Consider the following 25,834-nt stretch of genomic DNA (forward strand, 5'->3'; position numbering starts at 1 on the left):
TTGGACAAGTAAAGGGGGTGAATATTCCGTTCCGATTGACACCGAGGTCCGCCACCGCAGCGTTGAACGAGGCATGCGCGTGCTCAGCGCGAGCAATATCGCCTGCCACGGTGAATATCTCCGTACCCTTGCCGGACAATTCTTCTTTGGCGGCATCCAGGCTTTCCTGATTTATATCGATGATGGCGATCTTGGCCGCACCATCCCGGATCATCAATTTGACTGTTTCCAGACCGAAGCCGCTGGCGCCGCCAACAACGGCGATGTTCATGCCCTTCATTTAGATCCCCTTATTTTTTCTGTTAACGAGAGAGTTTGGATATCTGTGCGCCCCCAACTGCCTGTCCTGTTGGCATGACTTCCAGACGGGTTACGTCGATGTAATCGGGTAAATCCAATGCCGCCCGGAGCAATCGGGCCATGTGTTCCGGCTGGATCGCCTCAAAGTCGTCGTAGAGCTTCTTTTGCGCTGCTTCGTCGCCAAGAGCGGTCCGATAGAGATTGGTCTGGACACGGCCCGGCACCAGTTCTGTCACCCGGATGGGTAAACCAAGAAGATCGCAGCGCAGTGCTGATGAAAACAGGCTAACGGCTGCTTTCGTGGCGCCATAGACGGACGAATTGGGGTGCGGCGCAAGACCACCGCTGGAGCCAGTAAAAAATATATGTCCCCGACGGCGCTCAACCATCGACTTGAGAACATGTCGGGTCAGTTTGAAGACCGAGCGCACATTGATATCAATCATTGCATCAATATCATCCTCAGAGAGGTCGACCAGACTCGCGGACGTAGTCAAAAGCCCCGCATTGTTCACAAGGACGTCAATAGTTTCACCTTCGATCTTCCGGTAAACATCCGAGATGTCGGCGAGATCACTGACAACAGGTACGATACCTGGTGCCGCAGAACAAAGGCTTTCAAGAGCTATTTGGTCCCGACCCAGAGCCAGGACCTTCAGGCCGGCTGAAGCAAGCTCCAAAGCAATCGCCCTGCCGATGCCGCTGGATGCACCGGTAACGAGGGCAGTTTCATATTGACCCATCGACCAAACCTCCGCATTCATTTGTTCAGCGAGGCGACCATTCTGGCAAGACGGTCGCAGGCGCTTTGAAGTTCGTCATCCGAGGCTGCGATAGACAGGCGGATAAAGGCTGGCGAGCCGAAAGCGATACCCGGTACGCTCGAAAGGCCGAACTCATTAAGGAGATAGGCTGCAACAGCCGTGTCATCCGCAAGAACGGTCTCGTCCGGCGTCTTTCGACCGATGAGATTACCGACACCGATGAACGCGTAGAATGCGCCGGGAGGTGGCGTGAACTCCAGTTCGGGGATCTTCGCAAGCTCTCTGGTCATCAGTGCCGACCGGCGAGCAAAGGTTTTCGCGCCTTCGCTCACGAAGGCCTGGTCGCCGGTCAGTGCGGCAAGTGCAGCGGCCTGTGCAACGCTGCAGACCGACGTGACGCTTTGTGATTGCATCTTGTTCAGACTGGTAATCAGCTCCTTCGGACCGGCGGCATAGCCGACACGCCAACCCGTCATCGCATAAGCCTTCGAAACACCGTTAACGAGGAGGGTGCGATGGCGTAATTGCGGGCAGACGGTCCCAAAAGAAACAAATGGCTGCGATCCGAGCAGAATATGCTCATAGATTTCATCAGAAATGATCAGAATGCGTGGATTTGCAGTCAGAACGTCTTCAAGCATTCGATATTCGTCTGCTGTATAGATTGCTCCCGTCGGGTTTGACGGCGAGTTCAGCATCAGCCAACGCGTTCGTGGCGTTATGGCCTTCTCCAGCATCTCAGCGGTGATTTTGAAGCCGGTTTGGGGTCCGCAATCGACATAGACGGGCGTGCCGCCGTGCAGCGAGACTATATCGCCGTAGGACACCCAGCAGGGCGTCGGGATGATCACTTCATCACCACTTTCGAGAGTAGCAAGGAAAGCATCGAAGAGAAGCTGTTTGGCACCGTTACCGATGGTGATTTCGTCCAGCGTGAAGTCGAGATCGTTGTCGCGCTTGAATTTTGCAATTATCGCCTTGCGAAGCGGCTCATTGCCAGATGCAGCGCCGTAACGGATACCGCCAGCGCGTACAGCGTCGCATGCTGCTTCGCCGACATGTGCAGGCGGCTCAAAATCAGGTTCACCCAATGAAAGATCGACAATGTCCCGGCCTTCCGCACGCAATTTCTTTGCCGCCATGGCAATCGCCATGCTGGGTGACGCCTTAATGCTGGCGGCGTGCTGATTTTCGTATGTCATAAATATCTCCCTCCATGAGCCTCACAAGCAATCTCGAACGCAGTTCCTCCACGAACGGTCAGGTAAGACCTGCGCTGGCAAAGATTGGGCCGGTGCAGCCTTGTCCGCACCGGTCGCATTAATTGGTCAGGTCTTCTGTCCGACGTAATTGAATTCAATGTCCTGCTTCGCCAATTCCGGCGAACGTTTGGAGGGCTCCCCATATCCGCCGCCACCCGGCAACTCCAGGATCAAACGGCGACCGGCCGGAACGTGCTGACGCCCCTTGGCGGCAAGAATGGTCCCATCATCGAGCCTGACCGAGCCGGGCGCACCATCTTCGCCGCCTTCGCGGCCCCGTGGAGCATTCTCCACACGGTCGAACATGGCGTTGAAATAGATCTCGTGACCATTCGTTGGCGAAATCTCCACCACCTGCCCAAGACCGCCGCGAAACTGCCCCGCCCCACCCGAGCCATCGCGCAGCTCTTTGCGCCAGAAGACGACAGGGCCAACATGCTCTGTTGCCTCTATCGACATAGACTGGACACCACTCGGGAAAGCGGTCGCACTCGGACCGTCGAGCTCCGGGCGCGCACCCATGCCGCCGCTGTTGAAAAGCAGCACTTCCGCGCGCTGGCCGCCATCGGTCGGGCCATGATCACCCTGAAGCGGCCGGGCGCTGATGTGGAGATTCCAGAGAGCGCCCGATCCTTCTGCAGGGATGCGGCCGGGCAACATCTTATGAATAGCACCAAGAACCGCGTCGGGAACCAGATGGCCCAGAACATGGCGAACGGAAACCGGTGCCGGACGCTGGGCATTCAGGATGCAGTTCTTCGGTGCAACAATTGTGAACGGCTTCAGCGAGGCGTAGTTATTTGGAATATCAGGTGCGACCGCACACTTGATTGCATAACACGCATAGGCAGCCGAATAGATCAGTGGACAGTTGATGCCCTTAGGACTCGGTGGCGACGTGCCCTCGAAATCGGCGACAATCTGATCTTTCCCAACCTCAAGCCGAACCGCAATATCGATCGGCGCATCATAGCCATCAACGCGCATCGTGTTCGTATAGGAGCCGCCCGGAAGCTCGGCCAGGCGTTCGATCGTTGCATCGTAGCTGCGCTTGAAGATAAATTCGGCAAGCTCTTCCAGATCCTCCATGCGGAACTCGTCCATCATGTCCATGAGGCGCCGCTGGCCAATCTCGTTGCAAGCCGCAAGCGAATAGATGTCGCCGACGACCTGATCGCTTTCGCGGACATTATTGCGAATGATATTGATCAGGTCGCGATTGACCTCACCACGGGTCGCGAACTTCATGATCGGAATGAAGATGCCTTCCTCATAAACTTCGTTGGCATCGGGACCAAAACCGCGACCGCCAACATCCACGACGTGCGCGGTGCAGGCGAAATACCCGATGAGCTTGCCACAGCGGAAACTTGGCGAAACGACAGTGAAGTCGTGAAGGTGGCCGGTCCCTTTCCAAGGGTCGTTCGTGATATAGACATCGCCTTCGAAAATATTGTTGCTACCAATATCACGGATGAAGTGCCCCACGGCCTCTGCCATCGCGTTCACATGACCAGGCGTGCCGGTAACCGCCTGCGCGATCATTTCGCCTGCCTGATTAAATACACCCGCTGACAGATCGCCGGATTCACGGACACTTGTGCTGAACGCTGTTCGGATCAGCGTCAGAGCCTGTTCCTCAACTACGGAGATCAGGCGGTTCCACATGATCTGCATGTGCACATCGGAAAGAAGGTTCGTTGTCATTGTCTCTCTCCATCAGCCCCCGTGGCGCGCAACAGCAAGCAGCCATCAGCCTGCATGATCACCTCGCGACTGGCGGTAACGATCGTGGACGTTTCTCGTTCGGTAATAATGGCAGGGCCAGAAACCCAATCACCGGGCTTCATATCGGCGCGCGCGACGATAACAGCCTGTTGGAACTTGCCCTCCTGTGCATCGAACATCTGGCGCACGCCGCTCACCTTTGCGGGTGCAGTTTTAGGCGTGCCATCAACCGATTCCGGAGGCACTACTCTTGAGGACGCACGCAACGACCAACTGACGATTTCGACGTCCAGACCATCAATGATGCGCCCGAAGAAGCGTTGGTAGCTCTCATCGAAAGCCCGTCGAAAATGTCCTTCGTCAGCGTTGGAATAAGAACGCACCTCAATTGTTACAGGAACTTCCCACCCCTGCCCCACATATCGCATATAGGCTGTGCACTCGAGATCCGGGACGGCTTCCGGAGCACCGGAACGGACGAAGGAAGTGGCCTCATCGGCAAGTTCCCCGATCACCTCGTTAATTCTTCTGGCATCAAAACGGCTGAGGCGGCTGTAAGCACTTCGGACGCTTTCAAATCCAAAGGGTGCCCGCAGAAAGCCGATGGCGGAGCCAACACCTGCGCCGGGAGGGATAATCAGCTGATCGATGCCGAGCTTCTCACAAAGGCGGGCCGCATGCAGCGGGGCTGCGCCACCAAATGCGATCATTGTGAAATCAGCAAGTTCCTTACCGTTCTCCACCGCATGCATTCGGGCCGCGTTGCTCATATTCTCATCAACAACTTCGCTGATTCCGTAGGCTGCGGTGACGTCATCGATATTAAGCTTTGACGTGATTTCCTGTGCCATTGCTCCCTCAGAAGCATCGCGTGACAGCTTGATCGCACCACCAGCGAAAGAATCGGGATCGAGACGACCGAGCAACACGTCGGCATCCGTGACGGTTGGCTTCTCGCCACCCCGACCATAACAAGCCGGTCCCGGCTCGGAACCAGCACTGTGAGGCCCTATGCGGATCTGGCGCATCGAATCGACACTGGCGATTGATCCACCACCGGCACCAATCTCCACCATCTCGATAACAGGAATCGAGATCGGCATGCCGCTGCCCTTCTTGAAACGATAAGTCCGCGCCACCTCGAACGACTTCGAAGTCTTCGGCACCTGTCCTTCGATCAGACAGATTTTCGCCGTCGTGCCACCCATATCATAAGAAACAACCCGATCGAGACCATAGCGAGTGGCGACATGCGCCGCAAAGATCGCGCCTCCGGCGGGACCGGATTCGAGAAGGCGTACAGGGAACTTGATCGCGCTGTCGATACTGATGATGCCGCCGCCGGAGTGGATCATAAAGACCGGGCAATTGGTACCTTCCGACCTCAGCCGGCCGACAAGGCGATTGAGGTAGGACGCCATAAGCGGCTTGACGAAAGCGTTTGCGCAGACCGTGTTAAACCGTTGAAACTCGCGCATCTGCGGAGAGACTTCCGAAGAAATCGAAACCGAGAGCTCAGGCTTTTTAGCGAGAAGGCAATCGCGCACATGCTTTTCGTGTGCGCCGTTTAGATAGGAATGGATGAAACCGATAGCGACGCTCTCATAGCCGGCTGAAATGATCTGATCACAAAGTAGATCCACTTCGGCAAAATCAAGCGGCTTCAGAATCTTGCCGTCGGCACCAATGCGCTCATCCAGAACGAAGCGTTCGTTTCGGGGCACCAGCGGCGCGGGAAGCGTGATATTAAGGTCATATTGCTCGAAACGGCTTTCCGTACGCATCTCAATAACGTCCCGGAACCCCTTGGTCGTGATGAATGCAGTCTTTGCGCCTTTACGCTCAATGAGTGCATTGGTAGCCAGCGTCGTACCGTGGATAATGGTATCGATATTGCCAAGCTGGATGCCAGCCGTATCGCAGACCTGCTTGACTCCCTTGACGATCGCCGCCTCAGGGAACGAATAGTCCGTCAACACCTTGATGGAATAAAGGGCTTCCTCCCCCACTTCCAATGCTACGTCGGTGAACGTGCCGCCAATATCGACCCCGACCCTAATGAGTTTCCCGTCTTCCGTCATTGTCAAACCTGCCTCGAAGGATAACTTTCCTGGCACAGAGTTCGCGGTTCACCCGTTACCGTCCCAGTGATTGAGATAATATCACTAAAACACCACATACTGTCAATAGCACCTAGAGATATTACTCCATAATATCAAAATGGACTTTAATCACATTATTTCAATACGTTATATGATATTATCACTAGGATTCTTAGGATCGCCACATGAGAATATGAAGCTTCTCTACCTACACAAGAATGTTTCTTGCCGGGCATCGCTTCAAAAATTACTCATCCTCATCAGATCATTGCAATCTATGCGATCCTCGGCGAACATGACTTGCCAAGACGCCCCCGACATACTATTTCTAAGGGTGTGATATTATCTTGGTTCACTTTCATTCCTCAAAGGGTCAGGTCAGTGAAAAAGCCATCAGGAGTAGTTTGAATTTGAACACCATAATGGCGCGAGCAATAGAGCAGATCAAAGACAAGATCGCTCGCGAATCGCTTAAACCGGGCGACAAACTGCCAACACTTAACCAGTTGGCTATCGAAATTGGTGTAAGCCGCACTGTCATCCGCGAAGCTGTGATCTCCTTGAGTTCTGACGGCCTTCTAGAATCTCGTCACGGCGTGGGAGTTTTTGTACGCGATAGGAGTGCTTCGCCACCACTGCCTAATTTTTCAGATGCTGTTCTCGAGCCACTTTCGAAATTCAAGGCGTCATTCATGGACCTGCTCGAACTTCGATTAGCGTTCGAGGTCCATGCAGCGGGGTTGGCGGCATCGCGACATTCTTGGGGACAAGAGTCGAGCATATGGGACGCAGCCAATAGATTTGAGAAGGCTCTGGACAATGACGAGGAGCTCGACGAATGGGACGTGGCTTTCCATCGGGCAATTGCTGAGGCCACGAACAATTCTGCCTTTATTGAGTTCTTTAATTTGATGAGCACGCATATGATGCCGCGCCCGGCATTCTCGCGCGCTCTCAACCCCACTTTGATTACGCCTGAATATATCCAGCAAACAGTTCATGAGCACCGCGCAATTTGCGAGGCAATCAGCGCAGGAGACGCCTCTCAAGCACAAGAGGCTATGCGGGCTCACCTCCAGCGTAGTCATCAACGCTATCGCAGTGTTCAGGAAAACAAGAACCCCTACAATACGGCTCCAGTTCGCGACTGAGCGAGCAATATATGGATACTTCGGTTTAGGCTGAAAGTTTGAGAAGTCCGCAGACCATTCCTACAAGATTTAAAGCGCGTCGCGTGATCCTGCTTCGCCAGGACGGAAAGCCTTCTGGCGATAATCGTATTTATCGGCTCTATCGCGAGGAAGGTCTCTTTCCGTGCGCAAGCGGAAAGACCAGCGGCGAAGCTTCGCGTTTCCGCCGGATTACTCCTACCGCGCCAAATGACATATCAATAACCCCCGAAACTCTCGTCGCTGCTGGATGAAAGTTCAATGGCAGATCATGATCAATCAACGAAGTGGCCCCGAAGATTTCGAGGCCACTTTCTTCAATTAATCACGCTGAGCTTCCCAACCTTGGTATTCCTCAACATTATCGCGGGTAACCAACTTTGAATCCAACAGAACGACGGGGTTCTCAGGCTTCTCGCCGTTCAGTGCTTTGTATCCAAGTTCAACAGCTGTTCGAGCCATCATATACGGGTCTTGGCTAGCTGTTGCCTGAATTGATGGACTTTTTGGATTCTTTAACTCAGATTCAATATCTGGTGCGCCATCAACTGAAGCGATTACAATCCCTTCACGATTTAGCTGTTTCATTGCCAAGCTGCTACCAATGGCTTGCGGATCTGCAACAGCGAAAACCGCATCAATTTTTGGGAAGCGGGTAAGCTGAGACTGCATTATCTCAAGCCCGCCGTCCCGCGAACTCTTACCATTCTGATCATCCGAGAGAATTTTGATACCAGGATTCGCCTCAAATACCGATTTACAGCCTTCTACTCTATCAATAATAGCAGAATTTTGTGGGCCATTCTGGATGATTACGTCACCTTCACCGTTCAGCTTATCGACAATGTACTGACAAGAAATCTCTCCTGCTTGACGGTTATTTGTCGTTACAGTTAGATCTGCACCTTTAGCCGCTGTATCTACTGATACAACAACTATACCAGCATCCTTCGCTTTCTGTATTGCTGGGGCAAGTGCGTTAGGATCTCCTGGATTGAGCATTATCATCTGCACACCCGCAGCAATAAAATTATCAATCTGATCAACTTGCTTATTGAGATCCTGCTCGAAGCCCACGGTAATTACTTTTACGCTGGGATTAATTTTTTTCGCCTCAGCTTCAGCTCCGCTTGCCAAGGCAACAAAAAAAGGGTTTCCCAGGGATGCCAGAGAAATTCCTATGGATTTCAATTCTGCTGCTGAGGACATCGACGTGCACAAAAGCAAAATTGATGCTGCTGTCGACAGTATTCTTTTCATTTTATGTTCCCTTCCAGATCGGCACGATGATTGGTTCAAAGCGGTTGCCGACGTCCGCTTAAACTTGCTCTCTTAGGTCCGAGCGGAACCTTTGAGGCGATATCGGTCAAGCGCAACAGCTCCGACGATGACGCCACCCTTGATAATAAATTGCCAAACGTCCGAGACCCCTGTGAGAATAAGTCCGTTAGACAAGACGGCGATAATCAACGCTCCAATGAGAGTGCCCCATATCGTACCCACACCACCGACGAAGCTGGTTCCACCAAGGATTACAGCCGCAATGGCATCCAGCTCGTAGGCTTGCCCCAGCTGTAGTCCATTTGCTGCAAGTAGACGGGTTGATGACATCACGCCGCCAAGTCCAGCCAGGAAGCCTGAAACCACGTAAACGAAAAGGAGCACGCTCCAGACTTTGATGCCGGAAAGGCGTGCGGCGATTTCGTTACCACCAACCGCATAAATTCGCACACCCAGCGCGGTGAATCTTAGAATAAACCAGGAGACAAGGATGACAGCGAGAGCTATTAACGTGAGCCATGAGATCCCAAAAAACGCGGTGCCATTTATAAATGCGAATGGTAGATCGGGATTGAAAACAGTCTTATCATCTCCAAGAAGGCGAGCCAGTCCCCGAACCGCAGTTAACGTTCCCAACGTAACGATAAAAGGAGGAAGTTTTCCGAACGCAATCAAGGAGCCATTGACCAAGCCGAGCAATGTGCCCAGAAGAATCCCGGCCGGAATTCCCAGATAGCCATAGCCGTCTGGTAATAGTGAAGCAATTACCGCCACCATCGCAGAAGCAGCCAGAATTGAGCCAACCGATAGATCAATGCCACCGGTTAAGATAACAAAGGTCATACCAGCAGCCAGAACTGTATTAATTGAGGCCTGCTGAGCAACAATTGATAGATTTTGAGCAGTCAGAAACCGTCCTGTCGACCATGCTTCTGCAAAATTGCCCACTTCGGCATAGCCGCTTAAAAACTGGAACATAATGCCGATCAGGATCAACACAGGTAGCATGCCCAGAGCATAAAATGACGCTTTTAGATTGCGCTTGTGACGTGTCACCGAGTCCTGGCCCTTTGCAGTCATAGTCATAAGACTGTTCCCCTTTAGTGTGTTATCTGCTGCCTTGAGGCACCGGTAGCTTTTGCAATAATAATCTCTGGATCAATGGCAACACCGGTAGCCCCACCGACCTCTCCTGCAATCATGCCTTCACGCATAACGAGAACCCGGTCGCAAATACCCACAAGTTCAGGCAACTCACTTGAAATCACTATGACCCCAGTACCCGAAGCGGCTAAGGTTTCGATGATCCGATAAATTTCTGATTTTGCACCAATATCCACGCCTCGTGTGGGCTCGTCCAAGATTAGAATCTTGGGATTGGTTTGTAGTAGACGCGCAAGAAGGACTTTCTGTTGGTTTCCGCCTGATAAAGACCCAACATTGACTAGCGCGTTGGATACAGCAATTTTCATATCGTCAATTGCTGAAGCCGTTCTGGCTTTCCCTTTGCGAGAATCGAGAACGCCGAGCGGATAACTATCAATATCCATACTTGCAATATTGATATTCTGATCGACACTCATATCGAGAAACAGCCCTTCCTGCTTCCGATCTTCCGTCAAGTACACAATCCCTGCCGCTATCGCATCTTGGGGGCTAGCAACTTCGACAAGCTCTCTGCATAGCTTCAGAGATCCAGTGGATTTGCGATCAGCTCCGTAGATCAATCGCGCTAATTCGGTTCTTCCCGCACCAACAATACCTGCTACACCTAATATTTCGCCTTCAAACAAATCGAACGACACGCCTTTGACTTTTCTGCCATCAGATACATTTGAAACAGTCAAAAGTTTTTGACCGGGTTCATATGGTGCACTGCGATCTTTTTGATAGAAACTGGAGACATCCCGACCCACCATCATCTGGACTAGACGCTCTTCAGACAGCTCATCGCGTAAAATGCAGCCGATATAGCGCCCGTCACGTAAAACAGTAACTCGGTCGCTTAGCTCATATATTTCGCTCATCCGATGGCTGATGTAGATGATTGCCAAACCTTGCTTGCGTAATCTCTTTATTAGATGAAACAAGCTTTCACACTCTTTCGAAGAAAGGGACGTGGTCGGCTCATCCATCACAAGAATTCGACAGTCTGCAAGAAGCGCCCGGGCTATTTCCACCTGCTGCTGCTGGGCAAGAGACAAGCCACTAACTTTATCATCAGCTTGAAAATCTACATTAAGCTCTTGCAAGATTCGGCTACAAGCAACCCGCATCGCTTTCCGGTCGAGAACCCCGGCGCGAGTTAATTCGCGGCCAAGAAGCATATTCTCCGCAACACTCAAATTTGGAGCCAGAGAAAGCTCTTGATATATAATGGAAACTCCAAGTGACTTAGCGTCTTTTGGGCCATTAATTCTCTTGTTTGCTCCGTCGACCATAATGGAGCCTGAAGTGGCTTTATGTGCTCCGGAGAGCACTTTCATAAGCGTAGACTTGCCTGCCCCATTCTCACCCATGAGGGCATGAATCTCGCCAGAGTAGATGTCTAAGTCGACACCATCCAACGCTTTAATATATCCGAACCGCTTTGTAATATCTCTCATTTGTAAAAGCGGCTGCTTCTGGATGAGACGACTTATTGTTACCGCTTCTGCCATGACAAACCTCTACACATTAACGAGTTATTGCTGGCGGCCTGCGACCAAGCCCGATTGCTCCTGGGATAGGAACATCCGATTCCAGGTTGGGCTAATCAGTATTTCATTAAGACAAACTCTGTCAGGCAGATTGCAGATCATTGATATAATTTCAGCAAGGTCCTGGGGTTGCAGCATCCGGTCACGCTCTTCTTGCGGCACCGGAACAGGTCGGTTATCCAAAACTGGCGTAGCGACTTCGCCAGGGCAAATAACACAAGAACGTATATTGTTCGAAAACTCTTCCATGTTGACGGCATGGCTCATGGCGACTACCGCATGCTTTGCTGCGCTATAGGCTGCCCCTGCAAGTTTGTGATTGTAGCGTCCCAGCCATGACGCAGTGTGTATCATCAACCCACCGCCTTGCCTCCGAAAAATGGGAAGCGTGCTAGTTACACAGTAAAATGCTGCGGATAAATTAGTAGAAACTAGAGTATCAACCCCTTCAGGTGTTAACTTAGCCGTGCTTCTGTCACGAATATTTATACCGGCATTATTGATCAGAATATCAAGCTTCCCAAAACGAGAAGTTATTTCATCAACAGTAGCTTGAACCTTAGGAGCATCAGTCAAATCGGCAGGAGCTACGACTGCATCTCCACCCGCTGCATGGATTTTATCTGCTACTGTTTTGAGAAGCTCTAAACGTCGACCGGTCAGCACTACGGTGGCCCCGGAAGCTGCCAATTCAATGGATGTGGCCTCTCCAATCCCACTACCAGCGCCCGTAACCCATATAATTTTATTATCCAATTTTCCCATTTAGGTATCTTCCAAATCATGACAGCATGGCTAATTGTTGACGACAGTTTCATATAAGAAACTTAGTGTCAATATAGGAACGTCGGAAATTTGATTTGACCTGCCCCAATGCGCTGCTTAAATACTGTAAAGGTAGGCTTTTCGCTGTCGCAAACTATTTGGAATATTAAGAATGGCATTTGACAAGAACGCACCATCAATTGGAGAAGCTTTGCGCGAGCGGCGCAGCTATCACGGCTGGACGCTGGCTGATGTTGCAGCAAAAACGGGTATTTCCAAATCTACTTTATCAAAAATTGAAAACGATCTGATCTCACCTTCTTATCAATCAATATTGCAACTGTGTGCCGGACTCGGCATTGAAATTGGTGATCTCATTTCAAACTCCACTGAAAAAAATGGAGGTTTGCGCCCTCTTACGGGCCGCCGAAGTGTTTCTCATGGGACCTCGGGCCTCACCATGAGTGATGAGCATTATACATATACTTACTTATGCACTGACATTGCTCACAAGCGCATCATTCCGATGATTATTGAAGTTCGCGCGCATTCACTTAACGAGATTAATGGGCTCTGGACGCATGTTGGCGAAGAATACCTCTACGTATTAGAAGGCAGTATAGAGCTTCGAACAGAGCTCTATGAACCTACAATTCTGGAGGCGGGAGACTCCGCTTATTTTGACAGCACAATGGGTCATGCCTACCTCGCTACCGGCGATAAACCAGCAAAATTACTTGTCATGTGCTCAAGCGCAACACCCAACCTTGCGCAGATACTCAGAGAAGTTTTAAGTGAGCGCCTCAACAAAAGAGGTAGCGCCAAGAACGTGCAGTGAGTTTCTTTCATAATACTTTTTTTCTGATCATAAACCATTGACAACTTCAGCGCCTAGATATCCTAATGGGCAATCAACCACTCATATAAGGTGCACTCTATGCCTGATGCTGAAACCCTTTTAGCCTTAATCAAAGGCGCAAAGCTCGTGGATTTATCGGTTCTTACCGGTGAAAACCAACCCTCATCGCCGCCTGAAGGTCAGCGTTTTGGGCAATTCATGATGAACCATTACACTTGGCCACGCGGCCAATTTCTTGAATATGTACAAATACATGACGACCATACGGGGACCCATTGCGATGCCCCTTGTCATATGATTCCGTCAATCGAAAGCGGATTGCCTCACGCCACCGAGTTTGGAACTGTTACGATCGATCAACTCGACTTGAATGATATGATCGGTGCAGCTGTCGTGGTAGACGTACGACCTCTTATTGATACAGTTCCGAAAGGGAAAACAACCCACCTCGAACGGAGTCCTGTAATCGATCGGGTGTTTTTAGAAAATTGGGAAAAGGAAAACGGAAAGTTTTCCCCAGGTGAAATAGTGCTTTTCCGTACGGATTGGTCGGATAATTATTTCCGGCCTTACCCGGAAGGTTTCAAATACGACCGCTCACATCCGGCGCCAGGTGCCGATGCTATCGAATTGTTACATGAACGCGGCATCAAGCATATTGGAATTGATGGCAGAGGTATCGGGCTTATGCAGGACGACTACACTCCTCACTGGGCAGCGCTCGGTAGAGGAATGATAGCAACAGAAAACCTAACAAACCTGGGTAAGCTGCCCACTCGGGGCGCAATTTTCATCTTTCTTCCGCACAAATTTGAAGGTGCCACTGGTGGACTGGGCCGTGCTATTGGCCTAATCGCTTCCTGATATCAATTGAACAGACCCGGCTTTTGTGTAAATGCATGGGACCCTAATTACATTTAGTGTGCCATGCATTATTCAAAGCTTATTTTTGGGCCTGCCCTTGCCTCCATCCCAAGGGCATCGTTTTCCAGCTGAGATCATTGCCACCCACAAGACGGTACGTGAGTAGGCTGAAGAGTTTGGCAGGGAATACGCTAATTCAATTCGCCGTCGCACACCACGACTTGGCGATAAAGGGCATTTAGATGAATGCGTGATATCGATCGAAGGCGAGCACCATATCCTCTGGTAAACGGTTGATCGGGACGGCTTTGTTTATGAATATCCTCGTCCAAAAGGCTGTTCAGCCAGTCGGGACCGGTCTCGGAAACCAAGGACAGCAGCCACTCGGTATAGGCTGCGTAGAGCGGCTCCAGGGCCTGCGATTTCAGCCCCTCCTCCACGACGATCTGCCCCATGTGCATGACGACACCTGATCCAGCGCGAGATCACCTCGTCACAAATGATCAGCTTGGGTCCATCCGCCAGCGCGCGCATCATGAAAGGTGACTCCCCGGCAAAGGTTGAACTTCCAGTGGAGCACGTCGTCGCTTTCCCAGCTCTCGGCAAGTGCCGCCCCAACAGAGCCGTCGTGCAGCATATCGGTCAGGGTCAAGAAGAATGGAAGGCAACATACCACTGCATCGCATTGGTCAGAAGGGCGGGTTCTGTCGCGTCGGTCGTCGAACCATACCCGACTGGCCAGGATCATGCGGCATTCAAAACCGGTCGTGATCTCTCCGCCTGGATTGGTATTACCACCTCAGTATCCCGACGAGGTTGTCCCATTTTTTCGCTACGCCCTGCGGGGTAGGTTCTTACAATAAAATGACAGTATGACTAACGCCAATCCTACCCACAGAAATACCTGTGATACACCTTGAAACATTAGAACAATCGTGAAGATCGCTGCCGGAATGATTTGGGATATCTCGCGATATGTATTGTAGATTGGCACCATGCGCAGGCGGTCACGCTTTCTGACGGAACGCAGGAAAGGCGCGTTACCGGCGCTATCAATTCCGCTTGCTGCAAGCGCAGCAAACATGAGAGCGATGATTGCCCATGTAAATGACCATTCAGCAGTAAGTCCGATAATAGCAGTCGCAATGCCACATGCCGCATATGTGGCAGTTAAATAGCGGCGCAATCCGATGTACCGCATGAACATCCCCCAAATTGGGCTGAGTAGCAGCAGTCCAGATGCGATCCCCGCGATGGCTCCCGTGTATGACGTGTCGTATCCTGCTGCAACTACAAGTATTGGTGTATAAACGAAGAATACTTGCCACCATGCTGCACGTCCAATCGCCAGGACCCAGGCGATGCGTAAGCGCGGTTGGCGCAGGAATTGTTTGATCGCAAATTCTTGCTTTGTCGAAGCAACGGGCAGGATCATAGGGCTTCGGACATCATCGACCAAGAAAACCAGCACAAGTGGGGCCAGAAGCGCGCAAGCGGCGCTTATTGCAAAAGGTGACCACTCCGGACCATGCCGCAGTAGGAGCGTGCCAATCATTGGCCCTATGCCATAAGCGACACCTGCCAGCATTATGCGACGTGGTTCAAAACGGGCCAAAGAACGTCGCGGTATCATGTTTAGGGCGTATATATTTGAGACGGTTTCAAAAAGCTGCACCATCAGAAAATAGCTCGCTAGCCCGAGGGTAAGAGGAACACTACCAGGCACTGTAAACAGTATTCCAGACAAGGCACCCATTAAGCTGGCCCCAATCGTTAACCACCAAGGACCTATTGCCTTCAAAACCGCCGGAAGTACCGTGCTGGCAAGTAATCCGCCTATGCTGGCGATGAAATAGATCGCGCTGACCAGACTCGCATTCTCGAGATGACGAAAGGCTAAAGTAGGGATAACCACAATGACAGATGTACGCGCCAACACCGCCACTGCATAGAAAATCGGAATTCCCCATGCTGCGGAGGCGTTGGCGGGCAATGGCCTATCAACAGGCGGTAACGTCATTGGGATGAGGTACCCGGTCAAGAGACACACAAAGTTCCGCAGCGACTAGATCTCCGAGCGAACACCCAAACGATTTGATCAGGGCGGACCAGTCAAGGCACGCTGTAACATCCGCATCAGTAAAGCTGCGAATGCCTTTATGCATTGATTTGTTCCTGAAGGCGGAAAGTTGGAAGTGGATAGCGGGCCGCCTGATCGCGCGGCAGGGTTTCAATGGCAAGGCCGCTGGCTACTTTCGCCGCATCGTCGCAAATGATGCGCGCGAGCATGGTCGCGCCTTCCTCCAATTCAACTTCGGCCATGATGATCGGTACTTCATCGTTGAAGGCGGGGTGGTTCGGGCGCAGCACCAGCGAATAAGACACGATGCGTCCCTTGCCGCTGGAGGTAAGAGAAACCAGATCCGCAGAACCCGTATAAGGACAGATCGGTCGCGGATAGAAAAACGGCTTGCCACCAACAGCCGCTTTCTGCAATAGGATTTCACCTTTTTCGCGCCATGCAGCTAGAAATGCGCGATTGTCTTCGTCTTCGTATGGAATAGGATAATCGTATGTCTGGCTCATCGCGTAGCCTCCAGAATGATACTGCTTGCTGAAAGACCATGGCCGTAACCGACCATACCGTAACCAGCGACAAGCCCGCGAGTGGCATTTGCGACCTGACGGCCACCACCTTCCCCACGCAACTGCCGAACCGCTTCCGTCACGCTCAGCAAACCACCGGCAATGCCTGCCTGTCCGCAAGAAAGCTGTCCTCCGCCGGTATTCAGTGGCATGGAGCCTTCCCAATCGAACGTGTTGTCAGCGAGGAATTTACTGACTTCTCCCTTGGCGCAGAATCCGAGGTCTTCAAACTGGATAGCTGCCATGATCGGATAATCGTCATAAAGCTGCACGAAATCCATATCCTCCGGGCCATATCCGGCGTCGGCATAAAGCTTACTGGCAAAGGTTTCCCAACCGCCTTTAAGAGGCGCGATTTCCATCTGCGGATAATTATGGCGTTCATAGCCCGTCACCACACGAACGCCCTTTCCGGCAGGAGCTCGATCGAGCGTAGTCACGATAACAGCTTCAGCACCTGCACAAGGCAACACGCAATCATAAAGGCGGATAGGATCGGCGATCATGCGCGAGTTGATGTAGTCTTCAATCGTCATGGGACCGCGTAGCAGAGCAGCTTCATTCTGCTGTGCGCTCTTGCGCTGCCCGACCGAGATACGGCCCAGATCTTCAATGCGAGTACCATATGTTTCCATATGTTTGCGCTGGATGATTGCAAATAGGCCGTTTGCACCGCCAAAACCGAGCGGCGTACCGTAATTGCGTAAGCCGCGGCTGAAATTATCCATCAGCTTGAAATGACCACCGACGTCATAATTGTCGCCAGCAATGCAAAGAACGGTCGTTGCTTGTCCGCTTTCGATAGCATGGATGGCATTAATGATGCTGGCCACCGGGCCAGCACTTCCGGCAGTTCCCAGATACGCCCAGGAAATGGACATGCCGAATTGTTCGGCAGTGGTGACGGTGTTATCTGGCGGAAGCTCGAACGAGCTGATTGCGAGACCGTCGACGTCCGCAAAGGCCAGACCTGCACAGTCGAGAGCCTTACGGCCCGCTTCGGATAAGAAGGAGAACAGCGAACGGCTGGTCTTCTTCTCATATGCGGTGGCACCATAGCCTATGATGCCGATTTGGCTGTCACGCTTCATATGTTCCTCAAATGATTTTCTGTGCGCGAAGTGCGTCGATTTCGTCACTGCTCATGCCAAGCAATTTGCCGAAAATTTCTTCGTTTGCATCGCCGGGCATCTGGCCGGCCCAGCGAATATTTCCTGGTGTGTCCGATAATCTAGGTGTCGGGGCTGGCATACGGATAGGACCAAGCTGGCTGTCAACGATGGTTTCGATAGCTTTGCGCGCGGCTATATGCGGTTCAGCAAAAACATCCTCGATTGTATTGACCTTGCCAGCAACCACGCGGAATTCGTGCAGTTTTTGCAGAGCACCCTGCGTAGTTTGTGCTTTCATCCAAGCCGCCACTTCCGCATCAACGACATCGCGGTGTTCGACCCGCAACGCCATGGTCAGGAAACACGGGTCGCTGATAAGATCAGGGCGCTCCATTGCATTGGCGAGACCTTCATAGATGCTTTGCGACCCACAACTGATGGCAATCGCGCCGCCATCTGCCGTAGCATAAACGTTGCGTGGAACGTCTTCTTCCATCTGATTGCCGAGAAGTGGTTTGCCGCGACCAGTCTGATCGTAACGCACGACAAGTGACTCGATGATGCGCAGGATCGGTTCATAAAGCGCAACGTCGATAATCTGACCCTGACCGGACTTTGTGCGGTTATGCAGTGCTGCCAGAGCACCAAAAGCGCCAAAAACACCTGCCAGATAATCGCCCATCGGAAAGGCTGAAACCATCGGGCCCTTATCCGGGTAACCGGTGAATGACGAGAGGCCAGAGAAAGCTTCAGCGATGGTGGCATAGCCGCCTTCTTGAGATTTGGGGCCGGTCTGGCCCCAGCCGCTGACGCGCACCCAGATGATATGTGGAAACTGTTCACGCAGTTCATGTGGGGAAAGCCCCCAGCGTTCCATCGTGCCCGGACGGAAGTTTTCGATCACGATATCGCTTCCGCTGATCAGCTTCAGCGCAACATCGCGTGCTTGCGGACGAGAAATATCCAGCGTCACAGCATGCTTGTTGCGGGCCATGGATTTCCACCACAGCGGCACTTCGTCCTTGTGCGGTGGCCATTCACGCAGGGCGTCCGGCTTGCCGGGCTTTTCAACCTTGATTACCTGAGCGCCAAAGTCGCCCAGAAGAGAGCCGACAAAGGGTCCGGCCAACATGGAGCCGAGCTCAAGCACACGGATGTCGCCCAGCGCTGACGCACCTTCAGCGTTTTCCGAAACGGATAACATTTTTTGAGTTTCCCTTTATTTCATTACTTCTGTGACGCCGCCACTCGGTCAATGCCGACAAAAACATCGAGGACAATGACCGCGATGATCGCGACATAGATCGTTGTGGCAGAGACAGCGGCCAGCATTGGATCGACCGCATATTGGACGTAGTTGAAGAGTTTAACCGGGATCGGCATCAAGTCTGCGGTCGCGTTGAAGATTGACAGCTCGACGTTGATCCACGAGATGATGAAGGCAAAAAGCGCGCCTGCAACAAGACCGGGCTTGATGATTGGAAGGGTGATCAGAAAGAAGGTCGAAACTGCTGTTCCGCCGAGATCCTGGCTGGCTTCTTCAAGCGATTGGTCAAAGCGCTCGAGTGAAGCGAGCACCGTGCGCAATACATAAGGTACAACGATAACCGTGTGTCCGACGACGAGCGCAAAGAAACTGCGCGCAAATCCCAGGGCATTGGCATATTGCAGGAGTGCCGCACCAATGACGATTGTGGGGAGGATGAGCGGCGCGATGAAGACCGTGCTGACGATCCGTTTTCCCTTCATGTCACTGCGTGAGACAACCAAAGCCGCCAGAATGCCGATGATGATTGCGAGAACGGTGGCGACTGCAGCAATGGCGACGCTCGTCCAGATCGATTCCAGATAGGACGTATCCTTGAGGAATTCGCCATACCATTTGAAGGTAAAACCAACAGGCGGGAAGGCAAGAAACTGGGTCTCTGTGAACGAAGTTGCAACGATTATCACGAGAGGAAGAGTCAGGAAAACAAGACCCGCCCAAGCCAGAAGGATGACGCCCAATCGTGCGATACGATCAATTATGCTCATGGCCGCCTCGCAGTTTTTGCGCCACCGCGTTCAATAAACAGCAGATACAACGTGATGAGGATAAGGGTTACAATGAGGAGCGATACGGCCAGCGCGGCGCCAAAGTTGAAGTTGAACAGCGTGGAATAGTTGTCGAATATCGGCATCGCAGCCACAGTGACGCGTCCGCCACTCATGATCGCAGGAACAACATAGGCACTGACGGCAAGTGTGAAGACAATCAGCGAACCTGCGATCACACCCGGCAGGCTCAACGGCAAGGTGATGTTGAAGAATGTCGCGAGGCGGCTGCTGCCGAGATCAAGTGATGCTTCCACCAGTGAACGGTCAATGGTTTGCAGAACAGCCGCAATTGTCAGCACCATGAACGGCACCAGAATATAGGCCAGACCAATGATGATCGCAGTTTCTGTAAACAAGATTGCGATTGGCCTGTCCGCCAAACCCAAGGCGATCAAGGCCTGATTCACAAGTCCTTGTCGTCCAAGAAGGATCAGCCAACCGAAAGATCGAACGATGTTACTCGTGAACAGCGGCATAATGACGAGAACATAGCAGAACCGGCGTAAATTACGTGATTTCACCATGTTCACGACGTAATAGGCGATTGGGTAGGCAATGAAAAAGGATACAACAGTGGCGATCAAGGATAGTTTGAACGTCGTATAGAAAATTCCGGGATAATAGCCATCCGCGACTATTTTCTGGTAGTTGCTCAGCGTCCATTCGCCTTCGGGGGTCTGAAGGCTGGCCACGACGCTGAACAGAAACGGCACTAGAAAAAATGCCGCCATAAAAGCCAGTGGCATAGCTATGAGGATTACGGCCCAGAGGTTCTTTATTCTCATTGAGATAACACCTGTCCGTTGTCACGGTGCCAGCTGATATAAACCGGCTGGCCGCTATTCAGGCTGGTTGTCTGTAGAGAGGATGGGAACTGGCATGTAAAAATTTGCCTCTTCACTTCCGCATAGACGCGTGTCGCATTTCCAACGAATACAATGTCCTTGATCACAGCCTGCAAACTTACCCTGTCCGCTGACGATATTGACGCTTCAGTGCTGACCGTAATCGCTTCTGGACGAACCAGATAAGTAACGGTAACGTCATTCTTGGCATCGTGGCTTATAGGGAATGCAATGTTTCCATCGACGGTTTCCAAAATACCGTCTGTATTTACGCGGCAATCAATAAGGTTGGCATCGCCAATGAAACCGGCGACATAACGCGTCGCTGGCTTGTGGTAGATTCCTTCGCCGGAACCGATTTGAACAATGCGGCCGGCCTCCATGACTGCGATACGGTCGGCCATGACCAATGCTTCTTCCTGATCGTGGGTAACGAAGATGAACGTCATGCCGAGCTGATTTTGCAGCGCCTTCAGTTCGATCTGCATCTGCTTGCGTAGTTTCAGATCGAGCGCACCGAGTGGCTCGTCAAGCAGCAAGACTTTTGGACGGTTCGCGATTGCCCGCGCAAGCGCCACACGCTGCTGCTGTCCCCCGGAAAGCTGCGTAGGGTAGCGCTTCTTGAAGTCCAGCATGCCAACGGTCGCCAGGCTTTCTTCGGCAAGAGCCGCTGCGGCACTGCGGCTTGCACCATTGCGGCGCGGACCATATGCAACATTGTCGGCAACCGTCATATGCGGGAAGAGCGCATAGTTCTGGAACACGGTGTTTACCGGCCGTCGATTAGGAGGCAGATTACGCATCGATTTGCCGTCAATGGAAATTTCCCCCGACACGTTCTCGACGAAACCGGCAATCGATCGCAAGAGCGTGGTCTTCCCGCAGCCACTTGGTCCAAGAAGCGCCAGAAACTCGCCCTCTGCGATTCCGATGGACACGTCGTTCAATGCGACATAGTCGGCGTAGCGCTTGGTAAGATTTCTGACGTCTATATAATTAGCCATTGTCACACTTGATGTTGGTTACTGGTACCGGAATGTTCATCAGAGGGACGTGATGTTGGCAACCATACATGTCGCCATCACCGGCAGCGCCCTGCGCAATTGGGCGTTTAATCGTCATCTTCATCGCCATAGCCTGATCGATCTTGAAGAAAGACGATATTTGCGAAATATCCAGGCCATAGGCGGCAGCAACAGCTTCAGGCGTGATTGCCCCGCTATCGCGGACGGCTTCGTAACGCTTTTTATCCGTAAAAATAATATCAAATGTAATGCGATAAGGCCCAGCATTCTTGCTGCGGACAATATCGGCGACTTCGTAAAGAGGGCGATTCATCATCTCAGAGATCCTCGAAATGAACGGGGAAGAGTTCGGTCGGCGACGCCACCTTCATCAGGTGATATGCACTGAACTCATAATGCGGGCCGGTGTCGAGATCGGACGGAGAATAAGGGAAGGCCAGATTGCCGGACGGATTGACCACTTCTGGATAGTGGTAATGCAGCAGACCGCCGCTGATATAGTGGCAGACAGCATGTGCCATTTCCTGATTATCTGCAACAACATCAATCAGAAGGCCCAACTCGTGACCCGAAGGGGCAGATTGTTCCAGGTGCTTCATAACTGCATTGCGGCCATAAAGATGGAAGGTGATATTCAGCGTTTCAGGAGCAAAATAATCGAGCGCCTTTACGCGCATTTCTTCCAGAAGGCGCTCAATGGAACCTGCCAGTGTCGGGCAGCGCAGACCTGCGATGCAGATCGAGCGATAACCAGCCAGACGGGCGCCTTCGAGCTTGATATAATAATCCTCAGTATCAGAAACTTTCGCGCCAGTAACTTTGACCTGACGCTCATTGATCTGCTCAAACGCGCAGTCGGAAAGATCCATAATATGGCCGGGGCCACCTTGGGAGAATGGATTCTCGCGTTCATAAAGAGAGTGGGCGGCGACCGACTTCACGGACGCACGGCGATTAATACTACCGGGCTCAAGAACAAAGTGTTCGTCATGGATTGTACCCAGCATGACATCCATGGCAAATGGCTCAGCCGAGAAAGCACCGCATTCAAGGATCTTGCCCATATGAATGGCGAGCGCCGGATCAGCCCCACGCCAGATCGGATATGAAGCGATGACTGAGTCATCACAGGCACGGCCGGCGATAATTACATTTGCACCAGCTTCAAGTGCTTGGCAGATAGGCTCATGCCCCATCTGTGCAACCAGATTGCAGGTTTCATCGAGCATTTCTTCTGTCAAAGGTGAGCCGACTTCGAAGTCGACTACTTCGCCAGCGCGAATAGCAGCTTTCGCCCGCTCGATCGGAATATCGGAATAGATCCATGCCAATTTGATGTGGATCCCAAGCTCGGCAACAATGTCGCGTACGAGGGCCACCGTGCGATCAACTTGTGCACCGGTTCCCGCGCCACCGGCGCTACCGACGATAACCGGAATGCCAGCTTTGTGACCTGCGGAAATCAACTGCTTCAGTTCACGGCGGATTCCGAAGTCTGACACCAGAGGTTCGTTTGAACCGAGATAAGAAGGGCCCGGATCAGTCGAGCCCGCATCAACAGCGATGACCTGAGGCCCCAGCTCCATTCCCCGTGAAAGTGCTTCAGTACCAAACCCATAGCCCAACGTACCCGTTGGGGTTAGAACTGTAATAGTTCCATTCATTCCCATGACATACTTCCATTCAATCAAACTATTATTGGAAGTACTTCCACACAGCATAAGAAGTATTTCCAAGTTCGATGAAGGATGCGCAGCGCAGCAAAGGAAATCAAATTTCTAATATAAAGTCACGCATAACTTTTCGTTATGTCTGGTCTAGCTAAGGCTCAGAAACAGGCGTCATGGCCTCCATAAGCTCGGTTATTTTGGCTGGAAGCGCTGTTCTGACATGCTTTATGAGCGCCTGGGTTCCCAGCGACACCTCGCGAAAACTCGGTGTTATTACCCAAATATCCTGTTTGATAGCAGGGAGGAACGGTTTGACTACGAGTTCAACTCGGGTGAAGCCGACAGCGCTGATAGGGTCGACAATCGCAACACCAAGGCCTGCTGAAACGAACGAACAGATACTTTCTGAGAGCTGTGATTTGAGCACGATATTACGTGTTACACCGTATTCACCGAAGGTGCGGTCAATCGCGACCTGTACGCCGTCTTCTTCGACCAGGGATATGAATTTTTCATTCTCCAGATCGCGTACGAAGATCATGTCTTTTTCCGCTAGATGATGCCATGGAGGCAGAATACACACCGCTTGCATCGAACAAAGATGGGAAAACTGTACGCCGGGACGCTCGGTTCTGGCCATGCCGAAACCAACATCAATACCTTGCGTGGCGACACGATCCACTAATAGCCATGAATTACGGCTCGACATATTGAGCTTGATCTGTTTCTTTTCGAGAAAACTGGCAAGGATCGGCGGCAGTACACGGGTGCCCAGCGACGGAAATACGACAAGGTCGATTTCGCCGAAATCGAAATGCTTGATCGCTCGTGCCCGGGCAGAGATTGATTCCAATCCCAAAAAGACGCGCTCAACCTCGGAATAAAGCATCTCCCCTTCGGCTGTGGGAATCACACCGTTCTTCTGACGGTGGAATAATTGAAACCCGCATTTGTGCTCGAGAAGCATGATCAGTTTACTGACCGCTGGCTGGGTGAGGTGAAGCTTCTCGGCCGCACGCGTGAAACTTCCAAGCTCCATTATGGCCTTGAAGGCCTCAAGCTGTCTGACATTCATAACTCGAGGTTATCCCAGATAAATCAATTGTAATTTGCTGTTCCCGTTTTCACGATACCTAATATTCCAACCGAATGATACAACATCAAAAGGGGAGTTTCGGAATGACGCAATGCAAATTCGCAACAATTGTTATGGCCACGATTGCAACTGGCTGTCTGAGCGCGCCAGCAATGGCACAGTCTTCCATTACCGTTGCCACTTATGGCGGCGAATGGGGTGCTGCCCTGCAGGAATGCATTATTGACCCGTTCACCAAAGCTACAGACATTAAGGTAACACCTGAACCGGGTGTCTCGGGCGTTACATTGAGCAAATTGCTGCAACAGAAGGATGCCCCTGTTCTGGATGCGGTGTGGCTGGATGGCGGTGTTTCTGAGCAGGCCGCCGCACAGGGCGTACTTGACAACATCGAAGTAGAAAAAATCCCCGGCGTAGACGGATTGGTCGAGGAAGGCATCTATAAGGATGCTGATGGCAAAATTTTCGCTCTCAGCACTGGCTTCTATTCGCTTGGTCTAGCCTACAACAAGGATCAGGTTAAGACGCCTCCTAAATCCTGGAAAGATCTGTGGAACGCGGAATATGAAGGTGCTGTGACCTTCCCAAGTCCGACCAATGCCATGGGCGTACCTTTCTTGGCGGAACTCGCCANGTGGAACGCGGAATATGAAGGTGCTGTGACCTTCCCAAGTCCGACCAATGCCATGGGCGTACCTTTCTTGGCGGAACTCGCCAAGCACAAAGGCACTCCACTTAGCGAAATCGACCCAGTTCTGGAAGATATTAAGAAACTACGCGTAGCTGCTTATTTTGACACGGCCGGTGCCGGGACCAACTTGTTCCAGAGCGGGGAAGTCATTGCTGGCGCACATTATGCAAGCTCTGTATTTGCGATGCGCGACCAAAACCTGCCGATCGAATTCGTCGTGCCTCAAGAGGGCGCAATTGGCGGCGACATCCGCTTGCATCTTGTTGCCAACACGCCACGCAAAGAAGCAGCAGAGAAATTCATCGATTTTGCTGTGGGCAAGGAAGCCGCAAAATGCATGTCTGAACGCATTTTTGTCGGCCCCGCTACTAAGGGCATCGAGTTGTCCGACAATGCGAAGCAAAAAATGCCGTGGGGTGCAGATGGTAGTGTAAAGAGCCTTTCTTTGCCAAACTGGAACGAAATCAACACCAATCGTTCCAAGGTGATTGAAGGGTTTAATCGCGCCATAGCGGCAAAAGACTGATCCTGTAACGGGCTAAATTAACTGGATCCGCAACGATGATCTAATCATCATGCGGATTCGGTTTAAGGCGCGCTCCGCCCAACCCAAATTCTTGCAACAGATCCGTAAATTCTGCTGCTGCCTCCCCTCAAAAACGGGGGAGATGACCCCAGCATATGAGTTGTTCGTCCGATTCGACTCTCAGCCATAGGCCGCTCGGCTGCAAGCGGAGGACGGCAAACGCAGGGCCGAAATCAAGTAGATAGCTTAGATCCTCACGGCGGAACCGCCATGCAATGTTCTGCGAGGCTACCCTGTCAAGTTACAACGCCCATCAATCATCTCAAATGAATA

General features: G+C 51.8%; 24 protein-coding genes and 2 pseudogenes. 6 read left to right on the top strand and 20 right to left on the bottom strand.

Going from position 1 to position 25,834, the window contains the following annotated elements:
- The 5 genes from KUG47_RS15450 to KUG47_RS15470 form a co-directional block, all read right to left on the bottom strand.
- The coding region (locus tag KUG47_RS15450; RefSeq protein ID WP_217678875.1) for an SDR family NAD(P)-dependent oxidoreductase at positions 1-280 on the bottom strand (280 nt) is incomplete at its 3' end.
- Positions 281-302: 22 nt separating this feature from the next.
- Positions 303-1,043 (bottom strand): SDR family oxidoreductase, encoded by a 741-nt coding sequence (locus KUG47_RS15455; RefSeq protein ID WP_217678876.1) that lies wholly within the window; start codon positions 1,041-1,043, stop codon positions 303-305.
- Positions 1,044-1,060: 17 nt separating this feature from the next.
- Positions 1,061-2,266 carry a pyridoxal phosphate-dependent aminotransferase gene (locus tag KUG47_RS15460; RefSeq protein ID WP_217678877.1) on the bottom strand — a complete coding sequence of 402 codons (1,206 nt, stop codon included), beginning with the start codon at positions 2,264-2,266 and terminating at the stop codon, positions 1,061-1,063.
- 126 nt (positions 2,267-2,392) lie between these two features.
- Positions 2,393-4,033, bottom strand: a complete 1,641-nt coding sequence (locus tag KUG47_RS15465; RefSeq protein WP_217678878.1) for a hydantoinase B/oxoprolinase family protein — start codon at positions 4,031-4,033, stop codon at positions 2,393-2,395.
- Positions 4,030-6,135, bottom strand: a complete 2,106-nt coding sequence (locus KUG47_RS15470; protein ID WP_217678879.1) for a hydantoinase/oxoprolinase family protein — start codon at positions 6,133-6,135, stop codon at positions 4,030-4,032. Before KUG47_RS15470 ends, KUG47_RS15465 begins: the two co-directional genes overlap by 4 nt.
- Positions 6,136-6,566: 431 nt before the next feature.
- Between KUG47_RS15470 and KUG47_RS15475 the strand changes: the two genes are divergently transcribed.
- Together KUG47_RS15475 and KUG47_RS15480 are read left to right on the top strand one after the other, a co-directional pair.
- Positions 6,567-7,307 (top strand): FadR/GntR family transcriptional regulator, encoded by a 741-nt coding sequence (locus tag KUG47_RS15475; RefSeq protein WP_217678880.1) that lies wholly within the window; start codon positions 6,567-6,569, stop codon positions 7,305-7,307.
- 65 nt (positions 7,308-7,372) lie between these two features.
- A pseudogene (locus KUG47_RS15480) lies at positions 7,373-7,500 on the top strand (IS3 family transposase); the annotation flags it as partial.
- Between the two features lie 146 nt (positions 7,501-7,646).
- On the opposite strand, the gene KUG47_RS15485 reads toward KUG47_RS15480, so the two are convergent.
- From KUG47_RS15485 to KUG47_RS15500, 4 genes are all read right to left on the bottom strand, one after another.
- A complete protein-coding gene (locus KUG47_RS15485; protein ID WP_217678881.1) occupies positions 7,647-8,585 on the bottom strand; it encodes an ABC transporter substrate-binding protein in 939 nt (312 codons plus the stop codon).
- Positions 8,586-8,657: 72 nt separating this feature from the next.
- Complete coding sequence (locus tag KUG47_RS15490) at positions 8,658-9,686, bottom strand: ABC transporter permease subunit (RefSeq protein ID WP_217679005.1); 1,029 nt, start codon at positions 9,684-9,686, stop codon at positions 8,658-8,660.
- Between the two features lie 20 nt (positions 9,687-9,706).
- Entirely contained in the window at positions 9,707-11,266 is a 1,560-nt protein-coding gene (locus tag KUG47_RS15495; RefSeq protein WP_217678882.1) for a sugar ABC transporter ATP-binding protein, read from the bottom strand.
- 24 nt (positions 11,267-11,290) lie between these two features.
- Positions 11,291-12,070: an SDR family oxidoreductase gene (locus KUG47_RS15500; RefSeq protein ID WP_217678883.1), complete on the bottom strand. Its 780-nt coding sequence runs from the start codon at positions 12,068-12,070 to the stop codon at positions 11,291-11,293.
- 172 nt (positions 12,071-12,242) lie between these two features.
- On the opposite strand from KUG47_RS15500, the gene KUG47_RS15505 reads away from it, so the two are divergent.
- The 3 genes and pseudogenes from KUG47_RS15505 to KUG47_RS16880 form a co-directional block, all read left to right on the top strand.
- Positions 12,243-12,908 carry a helix-turn-helix domain-containing protein gene (locus KUG47_RS15505; protein WP_217678884.1) on the top strand — a complete coding sequence of 222 codons (666 nt, stop codon included), beginning with the start codon at positions 12,243-12,245 and terminating at the stop codon, positions 12,906-12,908.
- Between the two features lie 99 nt (positions 12,909-13,007).
- Positions 13,008-13,793, top strand: coding sequence for a cyclase family protein (locus tag KUG47_RS15510; protein WP_217678885.1), 786 nt, complete (start codon positions 13,008-13,010; stop codon positions 13,791-13,793).
- 85 nt (positions 13,794-13,878) lie between these two features.
- Positions 13,879-14,079 (top strand): annotated as a pseudogene (locus KUG47_RS16880) (IS6 family transposase); the annotation flags it as partial.
- On the opposite strand, the gene KUG47_RS15515 reads toward KUG47_RS16880, so the two are convergent.
- The 11 genes from KUG47_RS15515 to KUG47_RS15565 form a co-directional block, all read right to left on the bottom strand.
- Positions 13,985-14,248, bottom strand: a complete 264-nt coding sequence (locus tag KUG47_RS15515) for a hypothetical protein (RefSeq protein WP_217678886.1) — start codon at positions 14,246-14,248, stop codon at positions 13,985-13,987. The pseudogene KUG47_RS16880 and the gene KUG47_RS15515 sit on opposite strands and share 95 nt — an antisense overlap.
- A gap of 377 nt (positions 14,249-14,625) precedes the next feature.
- Positions 14,626-15,813, bottom strand: coding sequence for an MFS transporter (locus KUG47_RS15520; protein WP_217678887.1), 1,188 nt, complete (start codon positions 15,811-15,813; stop codon positions 14,626-14,628).
- A gap of 137 nt (positions 15,814-15,950) precedes the next feature.
- Positions 15,951-16,379, bottom strand: coding sequence for a Zn-ribbon domain-containing OB-fold protein (locus KUG47_RS15525; protein ID WP_217678888.1), 429 nt, complete (start codon positions 16,377-16,379; stop codon positions 15,951-15,953).
- On the bottom strand, positions 16,376-17,530 hold the full coding sequence (locus KUG47_RS15530; RefSeq protein ID WP_217678889.1) for a thiolase family protein: 1,155 nt from the start codon (positions 17,528-17,530) through the stop codon (positions 16,376-16,378). Before KUG47_RS15530 ends, KUG47_RS15525 begins: the two co-directional genes overlap by 4 nt.
- A 7-nt stretch (positions 17,531-17,537) precedes the next feature.
- On the bottom strand, positions 17,538-18,755 hold the full coding sequence (locus KUG47_RS15535; protein ID WP_217678890.1) for a CaiB/BaiF CoA transferase family protein: 1,218 nt from the start codon (positions 18,753-18,755) through the stop codon (positions 17,538-17,540).
- A 23-nt stretch (positions 18,756-18,778) separates the two neighbouring features.
- Positions 18,779-19,585 carry an ABC transporter permease gene (locus KUG47_RS15540; RefSeq protein WP_217678891.1) on the bottom strand — a complete coding sequence of 269 codons (807 nt, stop codon included), beginning with the start codon at positions 19,583-19,585 and terminating at the stop codon, positions 18,779-18,781.
- A complete protein-coding gene (locus KUG47_RS15545) occupies positions 19,582-20,379 on the bottom strand; it encodes an ABC transporter permease (protein WP_254799594.1) in 798 nt (265 codons plus the stop codon). The genes KUG47_RS15540 and KUG47_RS15545 overlap by 4 nt, the downstream gene beginning before the upstream one ends.
- A gap of 50 nt (positions 20,380-20,429) precedes the next feature.
- A complete protein-coding gene (locus KUG47_RS15550; RefSeq protein WP_217678893.1) occupies positions 20,430-21,497 on the bottom strand; it encodes an ABC transporter ATP-binding protein in 1,068 nt (355 codons plus the stop codon).
- Positions 21,490-21,834, bottom strand: coding sequence for a DUF4387 domain-containing protein (locus KUG47_RS15555; RefSeq protein WP_217678894.1), 345 nt, complete (start codon positions 21,832-21,834; stop codon positions 21,490-21,492). Before KUG47_RS15555 ends, KUG47_RS15550 begins: the two co-directional genes overlap by 8 nt.
- Position 21,835: 1 nt before the next feature.
- On the bottom strand, positions 21,836-23,254 hold the full coding sequence (locus KUG47_RS15560; RefSeq protein WP_217678895.1) for an acyclic terpene utilization AtuA family protein: 1,419 nt from the start codon (positions 23,252-23,254) through the stop codon (positions 21,836-21,838).
- An 85-nt stretch (positions 23,255-23,339) separates the two neighbouring features.
- On the bottom strand, positions 23,340-24,263 hold the full coding sequence (locus KUG47_RS15565) for a LysR substrate-binding domain-containing protein (RefSeq protein WP_217678896.1): 924 nt from the start codon (positions 24,261-24,263) through the stop codon (positions 23,340-23,342).
- 173 nt (positions 24,264-24,436) lie between these two features.
- Here KUG47_RS15565 and KUG47_RS15570 point away from each other — a divergent pair, with 173 nt between their 5' ends.
- The gene (locus KUG47_RS15570) at positions 24,437-25,501 is read left to right on the top strand and encodes an ABC transporter substrate-binding protein (RefSeq protein WP_422718100.1); all 1,065 of its coding nucleotides are present in this window, start codon (positions 24,437-24,439) and stop codon (positions 25,499-25,501) included.
- Positions 25,502-25,834 lie beyond the last annotated feature (333 nt).

Source organism: Falsochrobactrum tianjinense (genome assembly GCF_019100495.1).
GTDB lineage: Bacteria > Pseudomonadota > Alphaproteobacteria > Rhizobiales > Rhizobiaceae > Brucella > Brucella tianjinense.

What these genes read in the sequence shown, in the direction of transcription:
- KUG47_RS15515 (WP_217678886.1), bottom strand. Translation starts at nt 14,248, where the DNA reads ATGGGGCAGATCGTCGTGGAGGAGGGGCTGAAATCGCAGGCCCTGGAG.
- KUG47_RS15470 (WP_217678879.1), bottom strand. Translation starts at nt 6,135, where the DNA reads ATGACGGAAGACGGGAAACTCATTAGGGTCGGGGTCGATATTGGCGGC.
- KUG47_RS15540 (WP_217678891.1), bottom strand. Translation starts at nt 19,585, where the DNA reads ATGAGCATAATTGATCGTATCGCACGATTGGGCGTCATCCTTCTGGCT.
- KUG47_RS15490 (WP_217679005.1), bottom strand. Translation starts at nt 9,686, where the DNA reads ATGACTGCAAAGGGCCAGGACTCGGTGACACGTCACAAGCGCAATCTA.
- KUG47_RS15485 (WP_217678881.1), bottom strand. Translation starts at nt 8,585, where the DNA reads ATGAAAAGAATACTGTCGACAGCAGCATCAATTTTGCTTTTGTGCACG.
- KUG47_RS15530 (WP_217678889.1), bottom strand. Translation starts at nt 17,530, where the DNA reads ATGAAGCGTGACAGCCAAATCGGCATCATAGGCTATGGTGCCACCGCA.
- KUG47_RS15565 (WP_217678896.1), bottom strand. Translation starts at nt 24,263, where the DNA reads ATGAATGTCAGACAGCTTGAGGCCTTCAAGGCCATAATGGAGCTTGGA.
- KUG47_RS15550 (WP_217678893.1), bottom strand. Translation starts at nt 21,497, where the DNA reads ATGGCTAATTATATAGACGTCAGAAATCTTACCAAGCGCTACGCCGAC.
- KUG47_RS15535 (WP_217678890.1), bottom strand. Translation starts at nt 18,755, where the DNA reads ATGTTATCCGTTTCGGAAAACGCTGAAGGTGCGTCAGCGCTGGGCGAC.
- KUG47_RS15520 (WP_217678887.1), bottom strand. Translation starts at nt 15,813, where the DNA reads ATGACGTTACCGCCTGTTGATAGGCCATTGCCCGCCAACGCCTCCGCA.
- KUG47_RS15525 (WP_217678888.1), bottom strand. Translation starts at nt 16,379, where the DNA reads ATGAGCCAGACATACGATTATCCTATTCCATACGAAGACGAAGACAAT.
- KUG47_RS15555 (WP_217678894.1), bottom strand. Translation starts at nt 21,834, where the DNA reads ATGATGAATCGCCCTCTTTACGAAGTCGCCGATATTGTCCGCAGCAAG.
- KUG47_RS15455 (WP_217678876.1), bottom strand. Translation starts at nt 1,043, where the DNA reads ATGGGTCAATATGAAACTGCCCTCGTTACCGGTGCATCCAGCGGCATC.
- KUG47_RS15545 (WP_254799594.1), bottom strand. Translation starts at nt 20,379, where the DNA reads ATGGCGGCATTTTTTCTAGTGCCGTTTCTGTTCAGCGTCGTGGCCAGC.
- KUG47_RS15500 (WP_217678883.1), bottom strand. Translation starts at nt 12,070, where the DNA reads ATGGGAAAATTGGATAATAAAATTATATGGGTTACGGGCGCTGGTAGT.
- KUG47_RS15460 (WP_217678877.1), bottom strand. Translation starts at nt 2,266, where the DNA reads ATGACATACGAAAATCAGCACGCCGCCAGCATTAAGGCGTCACCCAGC.
- KUG47_RS15505 (WP_217678884.1), top strand. Translation starts at nt 12,243, where the DNA reads ATGGCATTTGACAAGAACGCACCATCAATTGGAGAAGCTTTGCGCGAG.
- KUG47_RS15465 (WP_217678878.1), bottom strand. Translation starts at nt 4,033, where the DNA reads ATGACAACGAACCTTCTTTCCGATGTGCACATGCAGATCATGTGGAAC.
- KUG47_RS15495 (WP_217678882.1), bottom strand. Translation starts at nt 11,266, where the DNA reads ATGGCAGAAGCGGTAACAATAAGTCGTCTCATCCAGAAGCAGCCGCTT.
- KUG47_RS15510 (WP_217678885.1), top strand. Translation starts at nt 13,008, where the DNA reads ATGCCTGATGCTGAAACCCTTTTAGCCTTAATCAAAGGCGCAAAGCTC.